This window comes from Streptomyces nogalater, assembly GCF_039532885.1.
GTDB lineage: Bacteria > Actinomycetota > Actinomycetes > Streptomycetales > Streptomycetaceae > Streptomyces > Streptomyces nogalater.
Window position 1 is genome coordinate 16350 of the sequence record NZ_BAAASM010000062.1, and the last position, 21199, is coordinate 37548.

At 74.8% G+C, this 21199-nt stretch carries 12 protein-coding genes; 4 read left to right on the plus strand and 8 right to left on the minus strand.

The features are described from left to right. Positions 1-65: 65 nt before the first annotated feature. The 4 genes from ABD350_RS31985 to ABD350_RS32000 form a co-directional block, all read right to left on the minus strand. Positions 66-4817: a type I polyketide synthase gene (locus ABD350_RS31985; RefSeq protein WP_344352432.1), complete on the minus strand. Its 4752-nt coding sequence runs from the start codon at positions 4815-4817 to the stop codon at positions 66-68. Continuing rightward, a complete protein-coding gene (locus ABD350_RS31990) occupies positions 4817-10267 on the minus strand; it encodes a type I polyketide synthase (protein WP_344352433.1) in 5451 nt (1816 codons plus the stop codon). Before ABD350_RS31990 ends, ABD350_RS31985 begins: the two co-directional genes overlap by 1 nt. Positions 10268-10468: 201 nt before the next feature. Continuing rightward, positions 10469-10837, minus strand: coding sequence for a 5-carboxymethyl-2-hydroxymuconate Delta-isomerase (locus ABD350_RS31995; RefSeq protein ID WP_344352434.1), 369 nt, complete (start codon positions 10835-10837; stop codon positions 10469-10471). Between the two features lie 339 nt (positions 10838-11176). Then, complete coding sequence (locus ABD350_RS32000) at positions 11177-12112, minus strand: LysR family transcriptional regulator (RefSeq protein ID WP_344352435.1); 936 nt, start codon at positions 12110-12112, stop codon at positions 11177-11179. A gap of 71 nt (positions 12113-12183) precedes the next feature. On the opposite strand from ABD350_RS32000, the gene ABD350_RS32005 reads away from it, so the two are divergent. Continuing rightward, a complete protein-coding gene (locus ABD350_RS32005; protein ID WP_344352436.1) occupies positions 12184-13137 on the plus strand; it encodes a DMT family transporter in 954 nt (317 codons plus the stop codon). Between the two features lie 123 nt (positions 13138-13260). Here the strand turns inward: ABD350_RS32005 and ABD350_RS32010 are convergent, their stop codons facing one another. After that, the gene (locus ABD350_RS32010) at positions 13261-14511 is read right to left on the minus strand and encodes a glycoside hydrolase family 88 protein (protein WP_344352437.1); all 1251 of its coding nucleotides are present in this window, start codon (positions 14509-14511) and stop codon (positions 13261-13263) included. A gap of 185 nt (positions 14512-14696) precedes the next feature. Here ABD350_RS32010 and ABD350_RS32015 point away from each other — a divergent pair, with 185 nt between their 5' ends. Next, on the plus strand, positions 14697-15356 hold the full coding sequence (locus ABD350_RS32015) for a maleylpyruvate isomerase N-terminal domain-containing protein (RefSeq protein WP_344352438.1): 660 nt from the start codon (positions 14697-14699) through the stop codon (positions 15354-15356). 137 nt (positions 15357-15493) lie between these two features. Here the strand turns inward: ABD350_RS32015 and ABD350_RS32020 are convergent, their stop codons facing one another. Beyond that, a complete protein-coding gene (locus ABD350_RS32020; RefSeq protein WP_344352439.1) occupies positions 15494-16234 on the minus strand; it encodes a VCBS repeat-containing protein in 741 nt (246 codons plus the stop codon). A gap of 192 nt (positions 16235-16426) precedes the next feature. On the opposite strand from ABD350_RS32020, the gene ABD350_RS32025 reads away from it, so the two are divergent. Then, positions 16427-17083, plus strand: a complete 657-nt coding sequence (locus tag ABD350_RS32025) for a hypothetical protein (RefSeq protein ID WP_382466868.1) — start codon at positions 16427-16429, stop codon at positions 17081-17083. Between the two features lie 29 nt (positions 17084-17112). On the opposite strand, the gene ABD350_RS32030 is transcribed toward ABD350_RS32025, so the two are convergent. Both ABD350_RS32030 and ABD350_RS32035 read right to left on the minus strand, forming a co-directional pair. Then, a complete protein-coding gene (locus tag ABD350_RS32030; protein WP_344352441.1) occupies positions 17113-18009 on the minus strand; it encodes an NAD(P)-dependent oxidoreductase in 897 nt (298 codons plus the stop codon). A gap of 165 nt (positions 18010-18174) precedes the next feature. Beyond that, positions 18175-19413, minus strand: a complete 1239-nt coding sequence (locus ABD350_RS32035) for a CPBP family intramembrane glutamic endopeptidase (protein ID WP_344352442.1) — start codon at positions 19411-19413, stop codon at positions 18175-18177. Positions 19414-20169: 756 nt separating this feature from the next. On the opposite strand from ABD350_RS32035, the gene ABD350_RS32040 reads away from it, so the two are divergent. Next, on the plus strand, positions 20170-21180 hold the full coding sequence (locus ABD350_RS32040; protein ID WP_344352443.1) for a hypothetical protein: 1011 nt from the start codon (positions 20170-20172) through the stop codon (positions 21178-21180). The last annotated feature ends 19 nt before the right edge of the window (positions 21181-21199 follow it).

A 21199-nucleotide genomic window follows, 5' to 3' on the forward strand; every position in this document is an offset into this window, starting at 1 on the left:
GGTGTCGCCACTCCTGTGCGAAGAGGTGGACCGCGGTGCGGCCGCGGTGTCGTGGGCGGGTCGCCTCAGGCCGAGCCGAGTTCGTTGTCGATGAACGCGAAGACGTCGTCGGCGGTGGCGTCCTGGAGCCGTCCGGCGACGCTGCCGGCCTCCTCCCGGCCGAGGGCCTGGTCCAGGTCGCCGAGCAGGGACCGCAGGCGGCCGGTGATCCCGCCCTGTTCGATGTCCTCGGCGTCCAGGTCGCCGAGCCGGGCGGCGAGCCGGTCGAGGTCGGCGAGGACCGAGTCCACGGCGGAGGTGCCGGCGCCGGCGAGTTCGCCGCCCAGGTGCTGGGCGAGGGCGGCGGGGGTGGCGTAGTCGAAGACGAGGGTGGCGGGCAGCGGCACCCCGGCGGCGGCGCTGATCCGGTTGCGCAGGTCGACGGAGGTGAGGGAGTCGAAGCCGAGGTCGCGGAAGGCGGTGGTCGGCTCGACCGCGTCGGCGGCGCCGTAGCCGAGGACGGCGGCGGCCTGGCCGCACACCAGCTCCCGCAGGGCGCGGTCGCGTTCGCCGCCGGTGAGGCCGGCGAGTTTCGCGGCGAAGTCGCCCGCGGGGCCCGCCTGTCCGGGTCCGCCGGTGCCGGGGCGGGCCCCGGGCAGCGTGGACAGCAGGGGGCTGGGCCGGGTCGCGGTGAAGGCGGGTGCGAACACCGTCCAGTCGACGTCGGCGACGGTGACGGTGGTGTCACCGCCGGCCAGGGCGCGGCGCAGCGCGGTGAGCGCGCGGCCGGGGTCGAGGAGGGACATGCCCAGGGCGCGGGCGGCGGAGCGGACGGTGCCGTGGGCGGCCATGCCGTCGCCGCCCCAGGGTCCCCAGGCGATCGAGGTGGCGGGCAGTCCGGCGGCGCGGCGGTGTTCGGCGAGGGCGTCGAGGTAGGCGTTGGCGGCGGCGTAGTTGGCCTGGCCGGCGCCGCCGACGGTGGCGGTCAGGGAGGAGAACAGCACGAAGGCCGACAGGTCCCGGTCCGCGGTGAGTTCGTGCAGGTGGCGGGCGGCGTCGGCCTTGGGGGCGAGGACGCGGTCGAACCGTTCGGGGGTGAGGGCGTCCAGGACGCCGTCGTCGAGGGCGCCGGCCAGGTGGATGACGGCGGTGAGGGGGTGTTCGGCCGGTACGGAGTCCAGCAGGGCGGCCAGGGCCGCGCGGTCGCCGACGTCGCAGGCGGTGAGGGTGACCCGGGTGCCGGTCTCGGTGAGTGCGCGGACCAGGTCGACGGCGCCGGGGGCGTCCAGGCCGCGGCGGGAGGTCAGCAGCAGGTGGTCGGCGCCCTCGGCGGCGAGCCGGCGGGCGACGGCGCTGCCGACGGCGCCGGTGGCCCCGGTGACCAGCACGGTGCCGGACGGCGTCCAGGGGGCGCCGGTACGGGCGGGGGCGGGCTCCAGGCGCCGGCCGTAGGCGCCGCTCTCGCGCAGCACGACCTGGTCCTCGCCGCCGGCGTCGCCGAGCAGGGCGGCCAGCCGGGCGAGGGACTGCGGGCCGGGTTCGGCGGGCAGGTCGGCCAGTCCGCCCCAGCGGTCGGGGTGTTCCAGGGCGGCGACCCGGCCGAGGCCCCACACCGGGGCCTGGTCGAGGCCGGTGACGGCGGCGGCCGGGCCGTGGGCGACGGCGTCCCGGGTGACGCACCACAGCGGGGCGCCGACCTGTGCGTCCCCGAGGGCCTGGACGAGGGCGGCGGTGACGGCCGGTGCGGTGGCGGGCGCCAGCAGGGACAGCACCCCGTCGACGCCGTCCCGTCCGGCGAGCAGCGCGGCGAGCTCGGTGCGGCCGGCCGTGGCGGGCACGGTGAGGGTGTCGAGGGTGAGGCCCCGTTCGGTGAGCCCGGTCAGGACGGTGGTGGTCCACGGGTCGTCGGCTGCGGGGACGACGGCGAGCCAGTGGCCGCCGCGCGCCGGGGTGGCGGCGGGGGGCAGCGGCTCCCAGGCGACGCGGTAGCGCCAGCCGTCGGCCGCGGCGTCGGCCCGCCGCCGCTCGTGCCAGGCGGCGAGGGCCGGTACGACGGCGGCGACGGAGGTTTCGTCGGCGACGCCGAGGGTGGCGGCCACGGCGGTGACGTCCTGGTCGCGGACCAGGTCCCAGAACGGGTCGGCGGCGTCGCCGGCGCGGGCGGCCGCCGAGCGCTCGGCCTGGAGGATGGGGGCGTCCTCCCAGTGCCGGTCGCGGCGGAAGGGGTAGGTGGGCAGGGTGACCTTGCGGCCCCCGGCGAACAGCGCCGTCCAGTCGGGGCCGGTGCCGGTCAGGTGCAGCCGGCAGACGGCGTCGAGGAGGGCGGCGTCCTCGGCACGGTCGCGGCGCTGGGCGGCGACGACGACGGGCGCCGTGTCCTGGGCCAGGTTGCCGAGCACCGTGTCGGGGCCGACCTCCAGGAAGCGGGTGGCGCCCTCGGCGGCCAGGGTGGTGAGCCCGTCGTGGAAGCGGACGGCCTCGCGGACGTGCCGGACCCAGTATTCGGGCGAGTCGAGCCGGTCGGCGAGGCGGCCGGTGACGTTGGAGACGACCGGCAGGGCGGGCTCGCGGAAGGTCAGTCCCGCCAGCACCTCGCGGAACGCCTCCAGCATGGGGTCCATGCGGTGGGAGTGGAAGGCGTGCGACACCTTCAGCCGGGTGGACTTCTCCACCCGGGCGGCGACGGCGAGTACGGCGTCCTCGTCACCGGAGACCACCACGGCGCGCGGGCCGTTGACGGCGGCGATGTCGACGCCGTCGGTGAGCAGCCCGGCGACCTCGGTCTCGGTGGCGAGCAGGGACACCATCGCGCCGCCGGCGGGCAGTTCCTGCATGAGCCGGCCGCGGGCGGCGACCAGGGCGACGGCGTCCTTCAGGTCCAGGACGCCGGCGACGTGCGCGGCGACGACCTCGCCGACGGAGTGCCCGGCGAGCAGGTCGGGACGGATGCCCCAGTGCTCCAGCAGCCGGTACAGGGCGGTTTCGAAGGTGAACAGGGCCGCCTGGGTGTACACGGTCCGGTGCAGGGGCGCGGGGTCGGTGTCCTGGTCCCACATCACCTCGCGCAGCGGCCGGTCCAGGTGGGTGTCGAACGCGGCGCACATCTCGTCGAAGGCGGCGGCGAACACCGGGAACGCGGCGTACAGGGTGCGGCCCATGCCGGGCCGCTGGGAGCCCTGCCCGGAGAACAGCACGGCGAGCCGGCCGGGTTCGGGGGCCGCCTCGGCGGGGCGGCTGCCGTCGGCGACGGCGCGCAGGCCGGCCAGCAGCTCGGCCCGGTCGCGGCCGGTGACGGCGGCCCGGTGGGTGAACACGGTCCGGGTGGTGGCCAGCGAGTAGCCGACGTCGTACGGGTCGAGGTCGCCGGCCTCTGCGAGCAGCCTCTCCGCCTGCCGCCGCACGGCGTCGGGGCCCTTGCCGGACAGCACCCAGGGGATGACGGGCAGCGCGGCCCGCTCGGGGGCGGGCTGTTCCGTCGCGGTGGGCGGCGCCTCCTCCAGGATGGTGTGGGCGTTGGTGCCGGAGATGCCGAAGGAGGACACGCCGGCCCGGCGCGGGCGGCCGTCGGGGGTGTCCCAGGGGCGGGCCTCGGTGAGCAGCCGGACGTCTCCGGCGCTCCAGTCGACGGCGGTGGAGGGCTTCTCGACGTGCAGGGTGCGGGGCAGGGTGCCGCAGCGCATCGCCATGACCATCTTGATGACGGCGCCGACCCCGGCCGCGGCCTGCGGGTGCCCCATGTTGGACTTCAGGGAGCCGAGCCACACCGGCCGGTTCTCGGGCCGGTCCTGCCCGTAGGCGGCGATGACGGCCTGGGCCTCGATGGGGTCGCCGAGGGTGGTGCCGGTGCCGTGCGCCTCGACCGCGTCGATGTGGTGCGGGGCGAGCCGGGCGTCGGCGAGGGCCTGCCGGATGACGCGGATCTGGGCCGGGCCGCTGGGCGCGGTCAGGCCGTTGGAGGCGCCGTCCTGGTTGACGGCCGAGCCGCGGACCACGGCGAGCACTTCGTGGCCGTTGCGCAGCGCGTCGGACAGCCGCTCCACCAGCAGCATGCCGGCGCCCTCGGCCCAGGCGGCGCCGGCGGCGTCGTCGGAGAAGGAGTGGCAGCGGCCGTCGGGGGACAGCGCGCGGCGCTCGCTGAACTCGATGAACATCTCGGGGCTGGCCATGACGGCGGCGCCGCCCGCCAGCGCCAGGGAGCACTCGCCCTTGCGCAGCGACTGGATGGCCTGGTGCAGCGCCACCAGGGAGGAGGAGCAGGCGGTGTCCATGGTCACCGCGGGGCCCTCCAGGCCCAGGGTGTAGGCGATGCGGCCGGAGACGATGCTGCCGGAGATGGTGCCGCCGAGGTAGTCGTGGTGCATCAGGCCGACGAAGACGCCGGTCGGGGTGCCCTTGACGGTGGTGGGGTCGATGCCGGCCCGTTCGAAGGCCTCCCAGGCGACCTCCAGCAGCAGCCGCTGCTGCGGGTCGGTGCCGGGTGCGTCCTTGGGGCTGATGCCGAAGAAGGCGGGGTCGCACTCGGCGGCGTCGTGCAGGAAGCCGCCGTGGCGGACGTAGGTCTTGCCGGGGGCGCCGGGCTCGGGGTCGTAGATCGCCTCGGTGTCCCAGCCGCGGTCGGTGGGGAACTCGGTGACGACGTCGATGCCCTCGTCGACGATCCGCCACAGGTCCTCGGGGGTGCGTACACCGCCGGGGAAGCGGCAGCCCATGCCGATGACGGCGACGGGCTCGCGCTCGCGGTCCTCCAGCTCCCGTACGCGGCGGCGGCTGCGCTCCAGCTCGGTCGTGGCCCGCTTGAGGTAGTCGCGGAGCTTGCCGGCCGTGGCCGAGTCTTCCATCACAGGGCTCCCAGTTCGTTGTCGATCCTGGCGAAGAGTTCCTCGTCGCTGGCGTCGCCGAAGTCGTCCGGTGTCCCGGGCGCGGGGTGCCGGCCGTGGGTGTCCTGCCAGTCGCGCAGCAGCGCTTCGAGGCGGGCGGTGACGCGGGCGTGGCTGCCGTCCTCGTCGGGCAGGGCGTGCAGTGCGGCTTCCAGGCGGTCCAGTTCGGCCAGCGCGGACCGGGCCCGGTCGGCGGGGCCGGGCACGAGCGCGGTCTTGAGGTGGGCGGCGAGGGCGGTGGGCGTGGGCTGGTCGAAGACGAGCGTGGCGGGCAGGGTCAGTCCGGTGGCGCCCGCGAGGAGGTTGCGCAGTTCCACGGCGGCGAGCGAGTCGAAGCCCATCTCCTGGAAGGCGCGCCCCGGTTCCACCGACTCGGGCGAGGGGTGCCCGAGCACGGCGGCGACATGGGTGCGCACCAGTTGCAGCAGGGCGCGGTCGCGTTCGGAGTCGGCCAGCGGCGCCAGCCGCTCGCGCCAGGAGCCGGCCGGGGTGCCGCCGTCGGCGCCGCGCCGCCGGGCGGGCCTGACCAGGCCTCGCAGCAGCGCGGGGACGCCGTCGGTCCGGGCACGCACCGCGGCGGCGTCCAGGCGTACGGGCACCAGTACGGCGTCCTCGGCGCCGAGGCCCGCGTCGAGGGCGCGCAGGCCCTGGGCGGGGGTCAGGGGCGGCAGGCCGAGCCGGCGCAGCCGTTCCAGGTCGGCGGCGTCGATGCCTGAGCCCAGGCCGCCGGTGCCGGACCACAGGCCGTAGGCGAGGGAGACGGCGGGCAGGCCGAGAAGGCGGCGGTGGGCGGCGAGGCCGTCGAGGAAGGTGTTGGCGGCGGCGTAGTTGGCCTGGCCGCCGCCGACCAGCAGCCCGGCGGTGGAGGACAGCAGCACGAACGCCGACAGGTCCTTCTCGCGGGTCAGTTCGTGCAGGTTCCAGGCGGCGTCCACCTTGGGCCGCAGCACCCGGTCCACCTGGTCGGCGTCCAGGCCGGCCAGGACGCCGTTGTCGACGACGCCGGCGGCGTGCACCACGGCCCGTACGTCGTGCTCGGCGAGCAGCGCGGCCAGTTGGTCCCGGTCGGCGGCGTCGCACCGGGCGACGGTCACCTCGGCGCCCGACTCGTGCAGGGCTTCGGCGAGTTCGGCGGCTCCGGGGGCGTCCAGGCCGCGCCGTCCGGCCAGCAGCAGGTGCCGTACGCCGTGCGCGGTGACCAGGTGACGGGCGATCAGGGCGCCGAGGCCGCCGGTGCCGCCGGTGATCAGGACGGTGCCGTCCGGGTCCCAGGCGGGCGGGCCGCCGGGCTTGGCGCGGGTCAGCCGGGGCAGCCGTACCTCGCCGTCGCGCACCGCGACCTCCGGTTCCCCGGCGGCGAGCGCGGTGGCGAGGGCTGCCGCGGGGCCGGCGCTGCCGTCGCTGTCGACGAGCAGGAACCGCCCGGGGTGCTCGGCCTGCGCCGCGCGGACCAGCCCGTACAGGGCGGCGTGACCGAGGTCGCCGGTGCGCAGCAGCACGGCGAGCCGGCGCCCGGCGTACCGTTCGTCGGCGGGCCAGGCACGCAGCACGTCCAGGACCGCGTGCACCCGCGCACGCACCAGGGCGGGCAGGTCGCATGCGGCGTCGGGGGCGGGCGGTACGGCCAGCAGGACCAGGTCGGGGACGGGACCGGCGGCGGTGAGGGCGGCGAGATCGGGGTGGTGCGGGACGTCGGCGCCGATCAGGGGACCACGGTCCGAACCGGCGCTCTCGGGGCCGGTGCTGTCGTGCCCGAGGCCGCACACGGCCGCCGCGGGCGGGGCCGGGGCCGTCGCGGCGGGCGCCGGGACGAGGTCCACCCGGTACAACGGGTCGTCGCCGTCCCCGGCGAGCTGGTCGGCGGTGACGGGGCGGGCGACGAGGCCGCGTACGGTGGCGACGGGCGCACCGGCGGCGTCGGCCAGGGTGAGGGCGACGGAGTCGGGGCCGGAGGGGGTCAGGCGCAGGCGCAGGGTGTCGGTGCCCGCCGCGTGCAGGGTGACGCCGTCCCAGGCGAACGGCAGGACCGCCTGGCCGCCGGGCAGGTCCAGCAGGTTGACGTGCAGGGCGGCGTCCAGCAGGGCCGGGTGCAGCCCGTACCCGGCGGCGGTGGCGCGGGCGCTGTCGGGCAGGGCGGCCTCGGCGAACAGCTCGTCCCCGCGCCGCCACATGGCGCGCAGGCCCTGGAAGACCTCGCCGTAGCCGTAGCCGGTGCCGGCCAGCGCGGGGTAGAGGCCGGCCAGGTCGACGGGTTCGGCGTCCGGGGGCGGCCAGTCGGTCAGCCCGGCCGGGTCCGTGGCGTCGGCGGTGGCGCCGGTGTGGGTGAGGATGCCGGCGGCGTGGCGGGTCCAGGGGGCGTCGGGGGTGTCGGCGCGGCGGGACCAGATGGTCAGCTCCCGCTGTCCGTCCCGGTCGGGCCCGACGGCGGCCTGCACGGCGAGGGCGCCCTGCTCGGGCAGGATCAGCGGGGCGTGCAGGGTGAGTTCGCCGACGGTGGCGCAGCCGGTGCGCTCCGCGGCCTGGAGTGCCAGCTCCACGAAGGCGGTGCCGGGCAAGAGTACGGTGCCGTGCACGGTGTGGTCGGCGAGCCATGGGTGGGAGGCGCGGGAGAGCCGTCCGGTGAGGACCGCTCCCCCGCTGTCGGGCAGGTCGGTCGCCGCGGTCAGCAGCGGGTGGCCGGTGGCGCTCTGCCCGAGGCCGCCCGCGTCGCCACCGCCGCCGGGGCCGGCGTCCAGCCAGAGGCGGCTCCGCTGGAAGGCGTAGGTGGGCAGGGGGGTGGGCCGGGCGTGGTACGGGGCGAAGAAGGCCGCCCAGTCGACGTCGGTGCCGGCCGCGTGCAGGCGGGCCACGGCCGTGACCAGGTCGCGTTCCTCGTCGCCGGTGCGGCGCAGGGCGGCGACGGTCACGCTGTCCTCGGGCAGGCAGTCGGCGGCGAGCGCGGTGAGGGCGGCGTCCGGGCCGACTTCGAGGAAGGTCCGGACGCCCAGGTCGTGCAGGGTGGTCAGGGCGGGGGCGAAGCGGACGGTGCGACGGACGTGGTCGACCCAGTAGCCGGGGGTGGTCAGGTGCGCGGGGTCGGCGAGGGCGCCGGTGAGCGTGGATACCAGGGGAATGCGGGGCTCGGCGTAGGAGCACCGGGCGGCGGCCTCGGCGAAGCCGGCGAGCATCGGCTCCATCAGCGGCGAGTGGAAGGCGTGCGAGACGGTCAGCCGCTTTCCGCTGCCGAAGCGGGCGGCGAGGGCGTCCACGGCGTCCTCGGCACCCGAGATCACCACCGAGCGCGGGCCGTTGACGGCGGCGAGGCCGACCGTCGCGTCCAGGTGGGGGGTGATCTCCTCCTCGGTGGCGCGCAGCGCGGCCATGGCGCCGCCCGGGGGCAGGGCCGCCATCAGGGTGCCGCGGGCGAGGACGAGCCGCACGGCGTCGGGCAGGGACAGCACCCCGGCGGCGTGGGCGGCGGCGATCTCGCCGACGGAGTGGCCGGCCAGGTAGTCGGGGGTGACGCCCCAGGACTCCAGGAGGCGGTAGAGGGCCACTTCGGTGGCGAAGAGGGCGAGCTGCGCGTGGTCGGTGCGGTGGAGCGGGCCGGTGTCGTCGTCGAGCACGTCGGCGAGCGGCCGTTCCAGGCCCGGGTCGGCGAGGGCGCACACCGCGTCGAAGGTGTCGGCGTACACCGGGAAGGCCCGGTACAGGGCGCGGCCCATGCCGGGGCGCTGGGCGCCCTGGCCGGTGAACAGGAACGCGGTGCGGCCGCCGGTCCGGGTGAGCGGGGCGGCGGTGGCGAGCGCGGCGAGCAGTTCGGCGGTGTCCCGGCCGACGGCGACGGCGCGGTGTTCGTGGCGGGCGCGGGTGGTGGCGAGCGACAGTCCGATGTCGGCCGGGCGGGCGCCGGGGTGTGCGTCGAGGTGCTCGCGCAGCCGGGCGAGCTGCGCGGTGAGGGCCTGGGGGGTGCGGCCGGAGACGATCCAGGGAACGCAACCGCCGTCCCGGGCGGGCGGGTTGGGTGTGTCCTGCGCCGGTTCTGGGTCGGCGGGCGCCTGTTCCAGGACGACGTGGGCGTTGGTGCCGCTGATGCCGAAGGAGGAGACGGCGGCGCGGCGGGGCCGTCCGGTGGCAGGCCAGGGGCGCCGCCGCAGGGCCAGTTCGACGGCTCCGGCGCTCCAGTCCACCTGGTCGGTCGGGGCGTCGACGTGGAGGGTGGGCGGGACCTCGCCGTGCCGCATGGCCAGCACCATCTTGATGACGCCGGCGACGCCCGCGGCGGCCTGGGTGTGCCCGAGGTTGGACTTCACCGAGCCCAGCAGCAGCGGCCGGTCGCGGCCCTGGCCGTAGGTGGCGAGCAGCGCCTGCGCCTCGATGGGGTCGCCGAGGGCGGTGCCGGTGCCGTGCGCCTCGACCACGTCGATGTCGGCGGGGGTGAGCCCGGCACCGGCCAGGGCCTGCCGGATGACCCGCTGCTGGGAGGGGCCGTTGGGCGCGGTCAGCCGGCTGCTGGCGCCGTCGGAGTTGACCGCGCTGCCCCGGATGACGGCGAGCACCGGGTGGCCGTTGCGGCGGGCGTCGGCGAGCCGTTCCAGCAGCAGCATGCCGGCGCCCTCGCCCCAGCCGGTGCCGTCGGCCGCGGCGGCGAACGCCTTGCAGCGGCCGTCCGGGGCGAGCCCGCGCTGCCGGCTGAAGTCGACGAAGGTCTCCGGGGTGGACATCACGGTGACCCCGCCGGCCAGGGCGAGCGAGCACTCGTCGGACTGCAGCGCCCGTACCGCCCAGTGCAGGGCGACCAGGGAGGAGGAGCAGGCGGTGTCGACGGTGACGACGGGTCCTTCGAGTCCGAAGGTGTAGGCGACGCGGCCGGAGGCGATGCTGGCGGCGCTGCCGTTGGCCAGGTAGCCGTCGAGGTCGTCGGGTACGGCGGAGCCGAGGCGGGTGGCGTAGTCGTTGTACATGACGCCGGCGAACACGCCGGTGCGGCTGCCGCGCAGGGTGGCGGGGACGATGCCGGCGCGTTCGAACGCCTCGTGGGAGGTCTCCAGCAGCAGCCGCTGCTGCGGGTCCATGGCGAGGGCCTCGCGCGGGCTGATGCCGAAGAAGCCGGGGTCGAAGTCGGCGGCGTCGTGCAGGAAACCGCCGGTGCGGGCGTAGGTCTTGCCGGGCCGGGCCGGGTCGGGGTCGTACAGGGCGTCCACGTCCCAGCCGCGGTCGGCGGGGAAGCCGGTCACCGCGTCGGTGCCCGTCGCGACGAGGTCCCACAGGTCCTCGGGGGTGGTGACGCCGCCGGGGTAGCGGCAGCCGATGCCGACGACGGCGACCGGGCCGTGTGCGCGTCGCTCGTTCTCGCGCAGCCGTCGCCGCGCCTCCCGCAGGTCCGCCGTGGTCCGCCTGAGATAGTCGAGCAGTTGCTCTTCGTTGTTCACCAGCGCGCCATCCGATCGGGATCGAAGTGAGGGCCTGGGCCGTGCGGATCGCTCCGGACGGTTGCCGGTCCGCTTCCCCTTTCGCTGTCGGAGGCTAGGCAGGCGGTGGTGACGCAAGACACCCCTAGGGCCCCCAGGGGTCCCCCGCGACGGCTAAGGGGTCCCCCGGTGGTGGCGGCCGGTGAGGGGCCGCGGGAGGGGTCACCCGCCGGCCGTGGCCACGGGCGACAGCCGGTAGCTGCCGGCCAGTTCCCTGACCTCCACGGAGACGACCGCGTCGGGTACGCCGGCGGCACGCAGATGTCCGCCGGCCAGGGCCAGGACACGCTCGGACAGGCGGGCCCGCTGGTGTTCGGGGCGGCCGGCCAGGAGGCCCACCTCGATGTGCAGGAAAGCGGTCTCCCCGCTCGGTATGTCTCCGACATACGTGTCCACCGGCCGGACCAGCGTCTTGCACACGCCCGCCGATCCGGATTCCTCCAGGACCAGCGGATGCAGCTCCTTCACGAGGACGCCCGCGTCGAGGACTCCGGCCAGCCGGGAGGAGTAGTCGATGGTGAGGTGCGGCATGCGGGACCTTTCATCACACTTCCTGGTTTCTCAAGGCAACTATTTTCCCTCACGCCGTCCGGCCCCCGACGCCCGCCCCGGCACCGCGGCCGCTCACCTGGGTTGTACGCGGCACTGGGCTGGACGGTCGCACACCTCTGTACCGCCCGCCTCGGCACCGGAACGCTGCCCACCGCCCTCTCCCTGACCTTGGCCACGGCGACCCTGACCACGGCCCGCCTACCGCGGGTCCCCGAGCCACGACGCCTGCCCGGCCCGCGCCGACGCGGCCGGGAGCGGCCTGGAGACGCAGGGACGGCGGCGGGGGCAGAAGTCGGGTCGCCGGGATCGCAGGGGCGGTCAGGGGGTGGCGGAGTGGTCGGCCGCCGCCCGTTTCAGCAGGGAGTTCAGCAGGTGTATGTCCGGTCTGCCGGCGGTGCCCGAGCGGCTCACGGTGAAGATCGTCCGGCTGACCGGCCTGGTCAGCGGGTGCAGGCCGACCCCGGCGGCGTCGTCCGGGACGGCGAGCCGGGGGGCCAGCGCGACGCCCGCGCCGGCGGCGACCAGGGCGGTCAGGACGGCGAAGTCGCTGCTGCGGACCCGGATGTCGGGGACGAACCCGGCGGCGCCGCAGGTGCGCTGGATCATCTCGTAGCAGGAGGTGTCCGGCGCGGGCGTCAGCCAGGGCGCCTGGGCGAGCGCGGAGAGGTCCACGGGCTCTCCGGGAGCCAGCCCGAGCCGGTCCGCGTGGTCGAGGCGCAGCACGGCCATCACCGGGTCCTCCATGAGGGCCTCCTGCTCGCTGCCCGAGGGGAAGTCGCGGGGCAGCACGGTGTAGCCGTGGACCACGGCCACGTCGGTCTCCCGCTTGTGCAGGGCCTGGAGCGCGTCACCGGGTTCCAGAACGGTGAGCTGGAGGGCGAGCCGGCGCGACCACGCGTCGTCCTCCTCGGCGAGCGCCCGGTACACGGCCGGGAACAGGGTGCGGGCGGCCGAGGCGAACACGGCCACCCGGACCTGGCCGCGCCGGCCGCCGCGCAGCGCCACGAGGTCGGACTCGGCGGCGGCGAGGTCTCCGAGGACCACCTCCGCGTGCGCGACCAGCAGCTCGCCGGCGGTCGTCAGCCGCAGGGTGCGTCCGTGCTTCTCGACGACCGGCAGGCCGGCCTCCCGTTCGAGGACGGCCAGTTGCTGGGAGACCGCCGGCGCGGTCAGGTGCAGGGCCTCGGCCGCCGCCGCGACGGTGCCGTGGATGGCCAGGTGGTGCAGGATCCTGAGCCGACGAACATCAAGCATCATCTCATCTTACGCTTGACGTAAAGAAAGCTAACTGGACCTTCTTGTTTCGCTCTCGGCATCGTAGAGGAATGCGCACACGGTTCGCCTCTCCCAGCTTTCTCGCCCTGGCCGGCACCGTGGTGCTGTGGGCGTCCGCGTTCCCGGCGATCCGCGTGGGGGTGGGCGGGCTCGGTCTGGCGGCGCTCTCGCTGCTGCGGCTGGCCATCGCCGCCGTCGTCCTGGCCGCCATCGCGCCGTTCGCCGGGGTCCGGATGCCCCGGCGCAAGGACCTGCCGCAGATCGCCCTGTGCGGGCTCACCGGCATGACCGCCTACCAGGTCCTGCTGAACTGGGGCGAGATCCATGTCGAGGCGGGCACCGCGAGCCTGCTGATCGCCGTCGCCCCCGTCTTCAGCGTGCTGCTCGGCAGCGTCTTCCTGGCCGAACACATCAGCCGCAACGTGGCCGTCGGCAGCGTCATCGCTCTCGTGGGCACCGCCGTGGTCACCCTGAGCGACGGGGTGTCCGGGTTCACCGTCGCCTCCCTGGTGGTCCTGGCCGCGGCCGTCGTCCAGGGTGTCTACCACTTCGCCAGCAAACCCCTGCTGCGCCGCTACACCGGGCTGGAGGTGGCCACGTACGCCATGATCGCCGGCACGGTGTTCGCGCTGCCGCTCGCGCCCGCGACGGTCCGGGCCATGCCCCATGCCCCCCTGGACGCGCTGCTGGCCGTCGTCTTCCTCGGCCTGCTGCCGTCCGCGCTGGGCTTCGTCATCTGGGGCTACGCCGTCGCCCGGCTGCCGCTCGCCGCGTCCACGGCCGCGCTGTACCTGGTGCCGCCCGTCGCCCTGCTGGTGTCCTTCGTCTGGCTCGGCGAGATCCCGCACCCGGTCGAACTGCTCGGTGGTGCCGTGGTCGTGGCCGGCGTCGTCCTGATCAACCGCCGCGGCGGCCCGGCGGCGCGCTCCCGGGCCGTCGCCGGACGCACCGGACGCGACCAGAGCACGGGCGAACGCGCCGACGAGGCCTCCATACGCCGCTGAGCCGCCCGTACCGGACCGCGACGGCCCGAACCCGACCGCAGCGGCCCGGCGCGGCCATGACGGCTGTACGACCAGCACGACCGGACGGTAGGACGGTCAGGACGGCTACGACGGCCAGGACGGCTACGACGGCTGTGACAGGTCGATCGCGCGGTCCACGTCCGCGGGGCGGAGCACCCGCAGGATGCCTTCGAGAAGGTAGTAGTCGGCGTAGGGCAGCGAGATCTCGATGCCGTCCTCCCCCGGACGGTTGCGGGTGCAGCGGGCCACGACCGCCTCCGCGCGGGCCGAGTTCCGGGTCAGGCACGTCTCCGCGAGCGCGGTGAGGATCCGCAGCGCCACGTCCCGGTAGGCGCGCCGGCCGGTGGCCGCGTGCAGGTCCAGCAGACCGCACGCCATGATCGCCCCGGCGGAGGCGTCCTTGATGTCGTACGGCTGCTGCGGGGCCCGGTAGTCCCAGACGGGAACGTGGTCCGGGGTCAGCACGTCGATGGCGTAGTCGGCGAGTCTGCGCGCGGTGTCCCGGAACCCGGTGTCGCCGGTCCTGCGGTACATGGTGGTGAACCCGTAGATGCCCCACGCCTGCCCGCGCGACCAGCAGGAGGAGGCGTCGTAGCCCTGCACCGTGGCGGGGCCGAGGGGTGCGCCGGTGTCCGGGTCGAAGTCGAACACGTGCGGGGTCGAGCCGTCCGGGCGGGGAAAGACGCGCTGGGCGGTCTTCGCGTGCGCCACCGCGATGTCCAGGTACCTCGCGTCACCGGTCTGCCGGCTCGCGAACGCCAGCAGATCCAGGTTCATCATCGTGTCGATGATGACGCGGCCGGCGTTGGCGGTGTCGGTCAGCGCGCCCCACGCCCGGATGAACCGCCCGCGCGGGTTGTACCGCCGTATCAGGGAGTCCGCCGCGCGTATCGCGCCGGTGCGCCACTCGTCGTCGCCGGTCAGGCGCCAGGCGGTGACCCAGGAGGGGGAGAAGAGGAAACCGAGGTCGTGGGTGGTCGTGTCGGTCTGGCGGGGGGCCAGGTTCCGGGCCGACTCGGCCGCCCGGGCGCGGAAGGTGTCGTCCCCGCTGTGCAGGTACGCCATCCACAGCGTCCCCGGCCAGAAGCCGCCGACCCAGTCCCCGCCGCGCGAGTACGTCCACTTCTCGAACCTGGTGCCGACCGGGAAGCCGGTGACGCGGGGTGCCACGGCGCGGACCTTGTCCACGGCGTAGTCCGCCGCCGCGCTCAGTGTCCGCAGGGTCGCGCCCGTCTCCGCCCGTCCGGCCGCCGCCACGGGTGCCGCGGACGCCTCCACGACCGGTCCCGCGACCGGTTCCGCGACCGCCGCACCGGCCGCCGTCACCAGCAGCGCACGCCGGGAAACACTCATGTTCGCCCTCCCACTCCGCCGTGTCCGAGGAAAGTCGGCTGAGCTTGGCACACCATCACACCGCAAGAACACCCATGTGAGCGATGTTCATGTTCATGAACGTTCGTCAGCGTGAACGCCCTGGTCGACGAGGCGTCGGCCGGCCACGGTCGAAGCACCCCGCCGCCCGCTGCTAACTTGCGGGCGTGGACCTCTTCCAGCGCTCCTGGGCCGCCTTGCGCACGGCCGTCGCCGGTCTCGCCGACGAGGACTTCACGCGACCGTCCGGCTGCACCGGCTGGCTCGTCCGGGACCTCGTGTGCCATCTGGTCATCGACGCCCAGGACGTACTGATCACCTTGGTGACACCCGTCACGGGGGAACCGACACACGACGCGGTGACCTACTGGCACGTCACGGACACACCGCCGGCCGGTAACGACCCGCTGGACGCGCTGACGGTCCGGCTGGCCGCCGCCTACGAGGACCCGGGACTGCTGAAGTTCCATCTGGACGACGTGGGTTCGGCCGCCGGGCGCGCGGCGGAACTGGCCGATCCCGGACTGCGGGTGAGCACCCAGGACATGGTCCTCACCGCCGGCGACTACCTGGCGGCGTATGTCCTGGAGTGGACCCTGCACCACCTGGACCTGATCGCGCACCTCCCGGACGCGGAGCGGCCGCCCGCCGAGGGCCTCGCACAAGCGCGCGCGATGCTGGAGGAGATCGCCGGGGCACCCTTCCCCGCGTCCTGGTCCGACGAGGACGCGCTGCGGATCGGCACGGGCCGCCGGGCCCCGACCGACGCCGAACGGGCCGCCCTCACCGACCCGCCCGCCGGACGGATCCCGCTAGTCCTCGGGTGAATTCCGCCCCCCTCGGGCGCCTTCCGCCCCCCTCGGGTCCGTTCCACTCGTCCTCGGGTCCGTTCCACTCGTCCTCGGGTTTCGTTCCGCTCGTCCTCGTGTGTGTTCCACTCACCCCGGGGCGGGTTCCGGATGAGTCACCCCGTCCGGCACCCCGGGTAGAACGGTGTCAGGCCGGCGTGCGGGAGGCGGGCCGGCGGGTCGTAGCCGGTGGCCTCCGCGTCCGTGGTGTACGCGCGGGTGCCGGCCCCGAGTCCGGTGCGCGGGTTGCCGAGCCGGGCCTGGAACTCGTACACCCCGTCGCCGGAGTATGTGTAGGCCACGAGGTCGGGATACCGGTCGTGGTTGTGATCGGCCACCGCGATGTCCTGCGTGGCGCCCAGGTCGAGCCGTACGGTGCGCCGGCTGCGGCCGGTGCCGGAGAAGGGACCCAGCCGCAGTTCGGCCACGCGCGGCGGTACCGGGTCGTCGCCGCCCTGGGCGCGCCCGGCGACCACGGCCAGGTCGCTCCAGCCGTCCTGGTCGAAGTCCGCGACGGCGGCGCGCACATACCGCTGCCGGTTCCCGGGGCGGTCGGCCAGTCCCCGCGCGGGGACGGTCCGTTCGCGGCGCGAACCGGTACCGAAGGCGATGGCCAGCCCGGCGCCGTGATGGGAGGGGTCGGTGATCCGGTCCGGGCGGCCGTCGTCGTCCACGTCGGCGATCAGGTCCCCGGAGCCGGTCAGGCACGCGGCGACGGCGGAGGGTCCGTCCGGGCGCGGCGGCGGCTGACCCAGCGAGTCCTCGCATCCGGCGCAGAGCAGCAGTCCGGCCAGGACCAGGGCCGCACGGCTACGGCGCCCCGGTCCGGGGGTGCCGGTGTGTCCGCGCGTCGCCATGAGCAGGAATCCTAGCCAGGGGGCGTCCCCCACATGGCGGTTGGGCAACAGCTGGGCCACGGGAGCCGCTTCCGGTACCCCGACCCGTGTCCCCAGGCCCAGGACCGACCGCCGTGTCTGTTGGTCACGAAAGGTGAGAACGGGTTAACTCACCCGTATCATCCAGGTGTCGCACCAGAAGCGGAGGTAGATATGCCGGAAACCGCTGGGCCCGTCACCGAATTGGCCTCTCAGTATGTGAGCCAGGTGACCAAGGACCTAGAAGAGAACGTCAAGGAACAGGAGCGCGTCACCGCCGAAATCGCCGCGCTGCAGGAGCGGTTGGCCGCTCTTCAGCACGACCACTCCATTCTGCTGAACATGCAGCAGGCGCTCGGCATCGCCGCCCCGGCCGCCGGCGCGGTCGTACCCGCTCCGCGCGGGCAGAGCGGCGGCGCGCGACGCCCCGACGCCAAGAAGCCGGCGCCGAAGAAGACGGCGGCCAAGAAGTCGGCGGCCGGGAAGCCGGGGAACGGGAAGGCGGCGGCAGGGAAACCGGCGGCCAAGAAGGCCCCCACGCCGCCCGCACAGTCCGCGGAGCCCGCGCAGCCGACGCTCGTCGAGCTGGTCCGCCGGTATCTGACCGAGCAGAACGAGCCGCGCTCCGCCGCGGAGGTCACCGAGGCGCTGAGCCGGACGTACCCCGATCGGGGGGTGCAGACGAAGGTCGTGCGCACCACTCTGGAGAACCTCGTGGCCCGCAACGGCGCGCACCGCAGCAAGCAGGGCTCGTCCGTCTTCTACACCGTGGCCGCCGAACCGGAGCCGGAGACGGCCGAGAAAGCGGAAGGCGCCGACCCCGCCCGGTGAGCCCGGACGCCTCCCGCAGGGCCCCTCTCTCAGGCGGACGGCGTCTCGGCTTCGCCGAAGCTGGCGAAGTAGGCGGCGGCCATGTCCTCGTCGGCGTGGCCCTGCGCGGCGGCGCGCTCCAGACGTTCGGCGCTCGCGGCGGCCACGTCCAGACGCACACCGTGTTCCTCGCCCGCCCGGACGATGAGCCGGGCGTCCTTGGCGGCCGTGACCACCGCGAACTGGGCGGGCGTCAGTTCCCCGTCCAAAATGAGCCGGGACTTGGCGCGCAGGTAGCCCATGTCGAGCGGGCCGCCGGCGATGGCGTCGAAGAAGTCCTGCGGGTCCACGCCGAGCGCCTTGGCGAGGGCCAGCGTCTCGCCGGTGGCGGCGGTGGCCGCGACGACCCAGCTGTTGGCGACCAGCTTCAGCCGAGTCGCGGTGTCCGCGGTGCCGTCGTCGCCGGTCCACACGGTACGACTGCCGATCGCGTCGAACACCGGGGTGACGGCGGCCCGTTCGCCGGCCGGGCCCGCGGCGAGGACGAGGAGCTGTCCCGCCTCGGCCGGCTGCCGGGTGCCCAGCACCGGCGCGTCGAAGAACACCAGGCCGTGTTCGCGGGCGAAGGCCGCCAGGTCGCCGAGGGCCTGGGTGCCGGCGGTGGTGCACTGCGCCCATGCGGCGCCGGGGCGCAGCGCGGGGGCGGCCTGCCGCATGACGTCCAGGGCGGCCGGGCCGTCGTAGAGCATGGTCAGCACGACGTCGGCGCCCTCGACGGCCTCGGCGGGCGTGCCGGCGACCAGCACACCGTCGGCGGCGAGCGGTTCGGCCTTGGCGCGGGTACGGTTCCAGGCACGCACGGTGTGTCCGGCGCGCGCCAGGTTGCGGGCCATCGCGGCCCCCATGATGCCGGTACCCAGGACGGTCACGGTAAGCGTGTCGGTCATGACGCCAACTTCCTTTGCACATAGGTGACTTGCGGCCGACGGGCACGCATCGGGTGAGGAGGCGGCTCCGGCCACGGAACGATCTTCCCCCAGCCGCCCGCACACCCTCGCACGCCACCCGCCGCCCAGGGCGCCATGTCGCGGGCGGACCCGCCCATACACCGCTCACCCGGTGCCCGGGTTCTCCTCCCCGGTGCCCGCCGACTCGGCCGGACGGCCCGTACCCGGCCACGGCGCGGCAGCCCCCGGCTGAGCGGTCCAGCCCGGCGGCACGGGGTGACCGGCCGCCGGGTGACCCGGCCAGGCGGGTGGCGCGGGGTGACCGGCCGTCGGGTAGCCCGACCAGGCCGGTGGCACGGGGGCACCGGCCGCCGGATGCCCCGGCCACTGCCCGGGTACGGCACCGTACGAGTGACCCGGGGGCTGCGCCGGCACCGCACCGTACGAGTGACCCGGCCACTGCCCGGGCGCCGCACCGTACGGGTGAACCGGGGGCAGCGGCGCGGGGGCGGTGCGTTCCAGTCGGCGGCGGCGCAGCCACCACGTCACGGCCGCCGTGTACAGCACGATGCCCGCGACGTCGAGCACGACCGTCTGCCAGCCCGCGTCGGCCGCGGTCTCGTCACTGGCGAGCCCGTCCACCACGGCGGCCGACACACCGAAGGCAAAGAGGTTGTTGACGGCGTGCAGGGCGATGGCCGCCTCCAGTCCCCCCGTCCGCCAGGTCAGCCACCCCGCGCACGCGCCGAACACCAACAGGTCGGCGAAGCCCCACGGCGTACCCCAGCCGTGGGCGGAGGCGAACAGCACGGCCTGGGGCACCAGCGCGGCCCACGGCGACCGCAGGAACGCCCCCGCCGTCTGCGTCAGCCAGCCCCGGAAGACGTACTCCTCGGCCGCCGCCTGCAACGGCACCAGCACCAGCAGCACGGCCAGGGCCCGCCCGAAGGCCGGCCAGCCCACCCACTGGCTCTCCGCCTCGCCGCCGTCCGAGGGCAGCAGGAGCGTGGCGCCCATCGTCAGGGCGAGGACCGGCAGGGCCGTCAGCACGCACAGCGCGAGCCAGCGCATCCGCAGCCGCCCGGTCACCGAGGAGACCGTGCCGGCCGGGCGCCGGCCGATCCAGCGCACGGTCAGCAGCAGCACGGGTATGCCCACCGCGATCGACAGCAGGTCCAGGGCGGTGCCCGAGACGGGGCCGAACTCCGGCCAGCCATCGGCGTCCTCGGGGTATCCGAGGGCAACACCCAGGACCAGGAAACAGAGCATGAGGACGAGCACGGCGAGCACGTAGGCCACACCCACGACCAGGGTCCCGAGCAGCGGGCGCCACCACTGGTAGCGCGGCGCGAGACGGGCCAGACGGTGGTACGGGAGCTGCTCGGCGAAGGGTGGCTGTGTCATGCCGTCAGCCTGCCAAAGCCACGGAGGTGTGCCATCGGCCCACGGTAGGAGCGGTGCCTCTCCCCTGCGGCCGACGTCGTCACCGCATCCCTCGGCGCCCTGGAGCCCGGGGAGGTGGTGTGCGTTCCCGGCCTGCGCGAGCCCGAGGCACCGACCCGGCCGTTCACCTTCCGCGGGCGCGGAGCCGGGACGGCGCGCCCCGGGCGGCGGCGAGGGCTGGGCCGGCCTCGCCCGCCGGGGCCCGTGTGCCGCCGATCGATCGGCAGACCTTCGTGCCGACAGATACTCCGGTCAACTAGGGCCGCAGATATGGAATCTGACCTTCAGTCATCGAATCGGTGGAGCAGGGGTGGAGCGGAGTTCCAGCGGACGGCAAATCGTATGACTTTTATTGACCGGTGCTCACCGCGCTGACATCATGAGGCGCACCAGGCGAACGTCTGAGCGGTTGCCTGTGTCGCTGACGAAGAAGCCATCGACGGGTCCCACGTGACCCATCCACCCTTGCCGCCGCGCGCCTCGCCTGATCGCCCAATGCGGGAAATTCCTGGCGTGTGCCGCGTGAACAGTCCGCACATCGATGTGCGTGACCTCGGTGAATCCGTTGACACCCGCCCCGGCGTCGCCGTCCCGGCCCGGACGGCCCGTACCCGTATGAATGCGGCACCCCTCAAGAGGTGTGCGGCTCTCCCCGGTCCGAGCCTCCGCGACAGAGGCTCCGCCGAACGGAGGTTTACGCTCTTGTCCGTCGACCAGATGATCAAGTTATCGGGCCTGGATCTGATCCGCACCCGGGATCCGAACAACCACCTGCACTGCCGCAAGACCCAACTGCTCGCCTACGTCGGCGGCCGCACCCGCTGGTCCGACCTGCTGATGTACGGAGCGCTGGGCTCCACCTCCGCCATCCACCGCCACTGCTACCTGCGGGGCGAGGACCGCTGGGCCTTCGACACCCCGTACGTGACCGACGACGACCTGCGCCTGCTCGGCTTCGAAGTGCTCTCGGCCGGGGCCGTCGACCTCGCCCGCTTCGAGTCCGGTGTGACCGGGTTCCTCGCCGCCGGACAGCCGGTCTTCTTCTACGCGCCCCGGCATCACTTCCCGTACTGGGTGGAGTTCATGCGCCGGGCCGGCACCCTCCCCGAGGAGTACCACCTGCTGCACTCGTTCCTGCTGTGCGGAGTGAGCGGCACCGACGTCCTTCTGGTCGACAACGTTTCCGACGACCATGAGTACGCCCCGCTGACCGTGAGCTGGGACGTCCTGCGCGCCGGCTACGCCCGCGAGCCCGAACGCTGGTTCACCGGCTGCGCCACCGTACGGAAGGCCTCCGGACCGGACCAGGAGGGGTTCGAGGCCGCCTACCGCGCCTTCCTCGGCCGGTTCCGCGACGGCTTCGAACTCTACGACGTGGTCGGCGACAACCTCGTCGTGGAGCGCGCCTCGGTGACCGCCGCGTACCGCGCGCCCGGCGTCAACAGCATGGCTCTGCTGGCCGGTTCACGCACCTTGTTCCACCGCTTCCTGGCCCACACCACGCACGGGGAGCAGGTCCGGTCCGCCTACGCCCGCATCGCGCAGCTGGCCACCGTGCTGTCGGACCGGGTCACCGCCTTCCAGTCCGGGCTGCCCGCGCTGCCGGCGGACCGGATCCGGCGTGGGCTCAAGGGCCTGCGGCAGCTCGAACAGCGGGCGGCCCGGCGCCTGGTCGCCGAGGCGGACGCCCTCCCGCAGCTCCTACCAACGCCTCCCAGCGGCCGGTAGCACCTCCTCACGGGGAAAG